We start from the raw sequence: 7188 nt of genomic DNA, 5'->3' as shown, positions 1-7188 counted from the left end.
CCCGGGAGAGTAGGTGGCCGCCAACCCTATAACAAAGAGATGCCCCCTGTAGAGAAATCTACAGGGGGCATCTCTTTGTTGTGCCAATCCAATAGCAACTGGATGGAGGCTAGATAGCTGCTGCCTCTACTTTAGCATATCCTTTCCGGAATAGCCCTAACCTTTTAATTTTGCTCCTGTAAATGAAAAGCAGGTAAGGAAGAGAGATTTCCTTACCTGCTTTTCGTTTGATTTATAAATACGCAGGTTAGCTGTTTATAAACCTGGGACTAATCAGGTTTTCCAGAGAGTAGATCTCGTTCCATTTTTCCTGCGTAATGCGTTTCCTTTCAATTACTGTAATATCGTGTATCGATTTACCGGTGAGCAGGGCTTCTTTAGCAATAGAAGAAGATTCTTCGTAGCCAAGTATAGGATTCAGGGCTGTTACAATGCCTATACTATTCATCACCATATTCTTACAAACCTCCTCATTCGCCGTAATGCCATCCACACACTTCCTTTGTAAAGTATAACAGGCATTCTCTAAGTAAGTGCAGGAGCTGAAAAGGCTGAAAGCTATCACCGGCTCCATTACGTTTAGTTGCAACTGCCCTGCCTCCGCAGCCATGGTGATTGTAACATCGCTACCAATTACATAGTAAGCTGTTTGATTAACCACCTCAGGTATAACCGGGTTTACTTTACCAGGCATAATGGAAGAGCCTGGCTGCATGCGCGGCAGGTTTATTTCGTTTATACCAGCCCGGGGCCCCGAAGATAGCAGGCGCAGATCATTGCAAATCTTTGATACTTTAACGGCACATCGTTTTAACACACCAGATACCTGCACGTAAGCGCCTGTGTCGCAGGTAGCTTCTATCAGGTCTTCTGCCAGCACAACAGGTATGCCGGTTAGCTCACGTAAGTATGCGGTAACGCGTTCAGGATAGCCTTCGGGGGCATTAATAGAGGTGCCAATAGCGGTAGCTCCCATATTAATTTCACAGATCAGCATTTTCGCTTCATTCAGCCGCTGAATATCTTCCCTGATTGTAGTAGAAAAGCCATGAAATTCATCCCCAAGCGTCATCGGCACAGCATCCTGTAACTGTGTGCGGCCCATTTTAAGTATAGTCTTAAATTCTTCGCCTTTTCTGGCAAAAGACTGCTGCAAGGCTTCCAGACTTCCGATAAAGTTCTCTATCCTGCGGTAAAGCGCCAGGCGGAAAGCTGTGGGATAAGCATCGTTAGTAGATTGTGAGAAATTGATGTGGTTGTTCGGGTGCAGGAACTGGTATTCGCCTTTCTGGTGGCCCATCATTTCCAGGCCAACGTTTGCCAGCACTTCGTTTACGTTCATATTAACTGAAGTGCCTGCGCCGCCCTGGATCATATCCGTTACAAACTGATCAAGGTACTCGCCGGCAATAAGCCGATCAGCAGCGCGGCAGATTACGTCCGCTATTTCAGGAGATATAACGCCGCAATCGCGGTTAGCCATGGCTGCTGCCTTTTTTACATAGCCAAAAGCCTGTATAAAGAGGGGCTCTTTAGAAATAGGAATACCTGTAATATTAAAGTTCTCTAAAGCGCGCAATGTCTGAATGCCATAGTATACTTCGTCCGGAATGTCTTTTTCTCCTAAAAAGTCATGTTCTTTTCTGAATCCGCTCATGTGCAGCTTGTGAGTTTATAAGTATTCTATCAATAATATTTGTTTATAGCTGGCCTTATACCTGGCCAGATAAGGTGATGCCCAGTTCTTCGGCGGTTTCTGATACAATGTCGGCTGCGTATTTTTTACTGCAGCGCAACCGGCCTGTCTGGCTATACTCCATTATCAGGTTCTGGTTGATGATCAGCCTGGAAGTAAATTCTCCATACTTCTCCATAATCCGTTTTTGTACGTGCGTCAGCGCTTCCTTGCGCTGTTCGGTTTCGGAGGTGCGCAAAGGGCGCTGCCAGCGGTTTTCCGGATAATCGTGGCTGATATCCTGCACGGCTGCTTCCCGTTTCGCTTCAGCAATAGCGTCTTTTAATTGTTTCTCACTGCCCGTTTTTTTCAGGCCACCGTGTATACCTTTGGTATGATGGAGCCATTCGTGCAAATCTATGTCCGTGTTTTTGGCCAGCTCTACCAAAGCCTCATTACCGATTACGTAAGCAGCTGGTTTGTTGAATGACCTGGCCATTTTATCTCTAAATTCATACAGCTTTTTAAGTATAAACTGCTGATAAAGATTAAGCCGAAAAGCTTCCTTAAGTTTCATGTGCGGATTTTCCGCCTCTGCGTAGGTAATTTGCTCCAGCAGATGGTTTTCCTCTTCCAGCCACGATAAACGTCCTTTTTCTTGCAGTCCGGCCAGAAGATGATCTTTTATGCGGTGCAGGTAAATAACGTCGATAGCAGCGTAGCGCAGTTGCTCTGCCGTTAGTGGGCGCTTGTTCCAGTTGCTGGACTGCTGAGATTTGTCGATCTCTATATCAAAGTCTTCTTTTAAAACCGTAGCCAGCGACGAGCGTTCATAATTCAGCAGTTTGGCTGCAACATCAGTATCCAGCACGCCTTTTATCTGGCAGCCGAGCTTGCTGAGCAACATGATGTCGTTGTTGGAGTGATGGATGATCTTGGTTATACTCGGGTTTTCCAGAAGATGAAAGAAGGGCTGCAGATCATGTATAGTAAACGGGTCAATGACATAGCAGGTACCGCAGCCATCCGTAATTTGTATGAGGCACAGATTAAAGCCATAGGTAAAGCGGTTCTGATCGAATTCCAGATCCAGGGCCAGCACGTTATGCTGCTGCAGCGCTTCCACTGCATTCTGCAGGGCTTCATCAGACGCAACCAGCTTTATAATGACACCATCGTGCGAGAGGGGTGTATTTTCCATTCCTAAAGTTAAAATGTTTGCAGCATATAAGCACCTTCGCTATTCTTTTCTTTTGCCGGAGCAGCAACTGCCATACCCAAGTATAAGCCCAAAAAAAAGTCTCTGCTCGTAAGAGCAGAGACTTCTATATAATATAAAGTATAACCTACTTATTCAACAGGCGGCTGTTCTTCCTGTATATCGTCCACTACGCCATCGTTTACGGTGGTATCCTGAACAACAGCAGTATCCTGGTCTATGTTAGTATCTATTTCCATATCAGATTCTACCTGATCAGTAGACTCTATCACGTCAGTATCGGTTGCATCATTTGTATCGGTTCCGCATGCAGTAAAAGCAACAACTGCAAATGCGGCAAACGCTAATTTCCATGTCTTTTTCATAATTGTATCAATTAGATGATCAAATTAATTTACACTGTTAATACAGTTAATGGCCGAAGGTAACCCGGAAAGTTGAAGAAAGCTGATAATTATGTAGTTAGCCGCAATAAATGCGGGGTGAGTGATAAGTGAAACCTGCTATATACATGCAGTTGGGCAGACAAATACAAAATTATAGTAAAAGCACCTGTTTATATAGTATAAATTTTCCTTAGCAAGTTAATATACTTTATCTTAGTCAGCATCTTAGCCGGGGTAACTCATCCATGCCTGTTCGCCGGGTAAAATCCGTTTCATTTTAAATCCAGAAACTATGAAAACAAAAACATTTCGCAGTGCTTTAGCCTTGTCTCTCTGTGTATCATTCCTCTTCCTGACAAGTTGTGAAGAACTGGAGGACATTATTCCTTCAGGGAAGGATAAAACAAAAACTTACTATGGCCCTTCTGTTAGTGTTGGAGAAGGAGCTGCCAGGGCATGGGTTAAGCTAAAGAAAGATGGCAAGCCTGCAGCCATAGGTATGAACGTATCTGCCGAAGCAGTAGAAAGTTTAACGGAGCAGCCTGATAAAGTATTTTCTTTGCCGCTGCCGGAGCAGGCAGAACTAACTCCTTTTAAAACGATAACCTTAGACTGGAACAGCATGGGGCACCCCGAGGTGTATTTTGTGCCTCATTTTGACATACACTTTTACATGATTTCTGATGCTGAACGGGCAGAAATTGCAGGCGGCCCACAGGAACATACAGCGGCGTTTGAAGAAAACTATATGCCGGCCAGCTATTCGTCGGGCGTGTTTGCTGTGCCAAATATGGGCGTACATTGGGAAGATCTCAGCGAACCGCAGCATCATGAAGGAGATTTTACAAGAACATTTATTTACGGCGCCAACAATAATGAAGTGATATTTTACGAACCCATGGTAGCGGTTTCGTATCTGCAGGAGCTGGAGCCGGATGATCTAAGAAAGATGAGCGTACCGCAGGCACCAAAAGTGCAGAAATCCGGCTACTATCCTTTAGCTTATACTATTAAGCTAAATTCGGGCACAGGAGACTATAGCGTTGCCCTAACGGATCTGCAATACAGAAAGGCTGAATAAGGTTAAAGATTAGCTGTAAAAGAACCGGCCCCGGCATATGCCGGGGCCGGTTCTTTTATTTTACTGCTGTTTTTGTACTGTCGGCTGCTGCCAGCGAAGCCTCCCGCCGGGCTTTAAACTCAGTGCCCTCTTTCCATTGTGGGTACTTGGGCGTATTTGCTACGCGATAGCCCACCCGGAAAAACAATTTCAGATCTTCCACAGCGCCTTCCAGGTTCCAGTCGTCGCGTACCTCGTCAGACAACTTGTGATAATCGTTAGCCGTGTAGTTTTCCTGCCACTTCTGTACATAGTCAGCAGGCTGGTTGCGCGCTACCACACCAGATTCGGCATAAAGTGCGGGCACACCCTGCTTGGCAAACTCAAAGTGGTCGGAGCGGTAGAAACCGCCATTCTCAGGCGAGGACTCAGGCACAATATGGCGGTTCTGTTTCTTTGCTTCCTGCGCCAGCACGTCTTCTAACGTAGAGTTGCCATAGCCAATTACGGTTACATCTTCGGTGGGGCCATAGGCATTCAGCACATCCATGTTGATGTCGGCCAGGGTTTTGTTGAGCGGGTATAGCGGATTGGTAGCATAATATTTAGAACCAAGCAATCCTTTTTCTTCGCCCGTTACTGCCAGGAAGAGGATGGAGCGTTTAGGCTTCTGAGGCAACCTGGTATAAGCTTCCGCCAGTTCGAGCAGTCCGGCTGTACCAGTAGCATTATCCAGCGCGCCGTTATATATCTGATCTCCTTTAAGCGATGGATCTTTGCCCAAGTGATCCCAGTGGGCGGAGTAAACCACGTATTCGTCCTTCAGTTTAGGGTCAGCACCTTCCAGCTTTGCCACCACATTTTTGGATTGTATCTCGCGCAGCTTGTTCTGGATGCTGAAATTGGCTTTAGCATTGAGCGGGATTGGTTTAAAATCTTTTTGAAGCGCCGCCTGTTTTAATTGCTGAAAGTCTTTGCCGGCAGCTGAAAAAAGCTCTTTTGCTTTCTCGGTCGTAATCCATGCTTCTACTTTTGCACGGTCCATGTTTTTGTTCGGCATGTTGATATCGAAGTTCTCGCGGCTATGGCTGCCGGAAATCACTTCGTAAGGATAGCCTGCCGGGCCCGTTTCGTGGATGATAACTGCGGCGGCGGCGCCTTTCTCTGCGGCAATTTCATACTTGTAAGTCCAGCGGCCATAGTAAGTCATGGCTTTGCCGCCAAACATACTGCTATCCAGCTGGCTGCTGTTGTTCGGATCTGGTATGGCCGGATCGTTGATGAGCATCACGATGGTTTTGCCTTTTACGTCCACATCCTTGTAATCATCCCAACCATACTCGGGTGCCACAATGCCATAGCCTACAAACACCATATCCGAGTTGTTGATGTCTATTTCCGGCACAAAGCGTTTGGTGAGCGCCACATAATCCGTTGGGAAGTTAAGCTTGATTACTTTGCCGCCAGCCTCAAACGACGCTTTTGGTTGGGCAGTGAAGCCAACAAGCGGAACATTCTGCACATAAGTGCCATCAGGATTACCGGGCTGAAGTCCCATCTTTTTAAACTGGCGGGTAAGGTAATTCACGGTAGAGTCTTCGCCAATGCTGCCGGGAGCGCGGCCCTCAAAAGCGTCGGATGCCAGCACGGTGGTACGGCTCAGAATATCAGCGGCGGTTATACTTTGCAGGGCAGGTTGCAGCAGGGCACTGTCAGCGGCAGCGGTAGTAGCGGCACTGGCATCTGTGTTATCGGCTACCTGGCGGGCACTCTCGTTACAGCCAATTGCCAGCATGCCCAATACGGCAAGTAGCGGAAGGTTATTTTTCATAGAATAGTGTATTGTTTAATTCGCTTCAAGATAGTCGTTTTTACTGTACGTGCCATAGCCGCATACGGTATACTTTCGGCCGGCGTATATAGGTTTTGAGGCAGTACAGACGGCTGCCTGTGCATGGCTTTACAGGCCATGTTATACCTGGGTACTACCGGCAGGTATAACATGGGACGACTTGGGTTGCACTAAATTTTGCCCGGTAAAGGGCTGCTTTCATAACATGGAAAGGCGCGAATGTATATTACTGCCGCATCAGATACGATAGTAAATACGGGACATAGAATTGTCGTAAGGGTCGTAGCCGGGGCGATGCTGAGAAAATCGCTTATCCAGCAGTTTCAGGTTTCTGATATCGCTCAACATAAAGCAATGCCAGCGGTTTTTTTCGTCCGCCCCTTTCAATCTCTCAGCTAGCCAGGCGCAGAGGCAGTCCTGGTGGTTATGGTTATGGCCTACAAGGTGTGGCTCCACCACGTATATGCTGCCATTATATTCAAATTGAACCAGTAGCCTGGCACCAATTGCTTTCGATAGTTCTTCTAAAAGATAGCTATACATACCAACAAGTATGGTTAAAGGGTTATAGCAGGTGCTCCTATTGCCGTTCATATTTCATCCAGAACTAAAAGCATTTTGGGTAAGATAAAGATACGCGGAACATAGGTGCTAGAACAGGAAACTAAATCCAGAAAAGTAACATAGGTTTTAAACACGTTTATACGTTTTATTCACTAAAGATATGCCTTGTAGTGTTATAATGGCGGTTCGCCCCGTTTTCATTTTCTGTGAAAGTAACATTTTATTTTTGTACTCATACTGGTATTACTTTGCCCTTATGCCTGAAAGTATGGGTTGCCTGATTTTTATTATGGCAATAGACAACGAAAACACAGCCGCGATGTGCTAAGTATAATACAAAAACTTATTACCTGCCGGCTATACAAAGGATGTTCCGGTTTCAGAGTTACGGCAGCACCTTTCGGGTATAAATTTTACGCCCTCTTGAAAGCG

The 7188-nt window shown here is 46.1% G+C and carries 6 protein-coding genes; 1 reads left to right on the top strand and 5 read right to left on the bottom strand.

Annotated features, from left to right (window positions below):
- Positions 1–247: 247 nt before the first annotated feature.
- From aspA to I2I11_RS18590, 3 genes are all read right to left on the bottom strand, one after another.
- The gene (gene aspA / locus I2I11_RS18600; RefSeq protein ID WP_196269250.1) at positions 248–1657 is read right to left on the bottom strand and encodes an aspartate ammonia-lyase; all 1410 of its coding nucleotides are present in this window, start codon (positions 1655–1657) and stop codon (positions 248–250) included.
- 55 nt (positions 1658–1712) lie between these two features.
- Positions 1713–2876 carry a ribonuclease D gene (locus I2I11_RS18595; RefSeq protein WP_196269249.1) on the bottom strand — a complete coding sequence of 388 codons (1164 nt, stop codon included), beginning with the start codon at positions 2874–2876 and terminating at the stop codon, positions 1713–1715.
- A gap of 149 nt (positions 2877–3025) precedes the next feature.
- A complete protein-coding gene (locus I2I11_RS18590) occupies positions 3026–3259 on the bottom strand; it encodes a hypothetical protein (protein WP_196269248.1) in 234 nt (77 codons plus the stop codon).
- Positions 3260–3572: 313 nt separating this feature from the next.
- Between I2I11_RS18590 and I2I11_RS18585 the strand changes: the two genes are divergently transcribed.
- Positions 3573–4361: a DUF5602 domain-containing protein gene (locus I2I11_RS18585; protein ID WP_196269247.1), complete on the top strand. Its 789-nt coding sequence runs from the start codon at positions 3573–3575 to the stop codon at positions 4359–4361.
- 55 nt (positions 4362–4416) lie between these two features.
- Here the strand turns inward: I2I11_RS18585 and I2I11_RS18580 are convergent, their stop codons facing one another.
- Both I2I11_RS18580 and I2I11_RS18575 read right to left on the bottom strand, forming a co-directional pair.
- Complete coding sequence (locus I2I11_RS18580) at positions 4417–6171, bottom strand: M28 family metallopeptidase (RefSeq protein WP_196269246.1); 1755 nt, start codon at positions 6169–6171, stop codon at positions 4417–4419.
- A gap of 258 nt (positions 6172–6429) precedes the next feature.
- Entirely contained in the window at positions 6430–6786 is a 357-nt protein-coding gene (locus I2I11_RS18575) for a WYL domain-containing protein (protein ID WP_196269245.1), read from the bottom strand.
- Positions 6787–7188 lie beyond the last annotated feature (402 nt).

This window comes from Pontibacter rufus (assembly GCF_015694705.1).
Taxonomy (GTDB): Bacteria; Bacteroidota; Bacteroidia; order Cytophagales; family Hymenobacteraceae; genus Pontibacter; species Pontibacter rufus.
The sequence above is the reverse complement of the archived record's forward strand: the minus strand, read 5'-3'. Positions and strand labels throughout refer to the sequence as shown.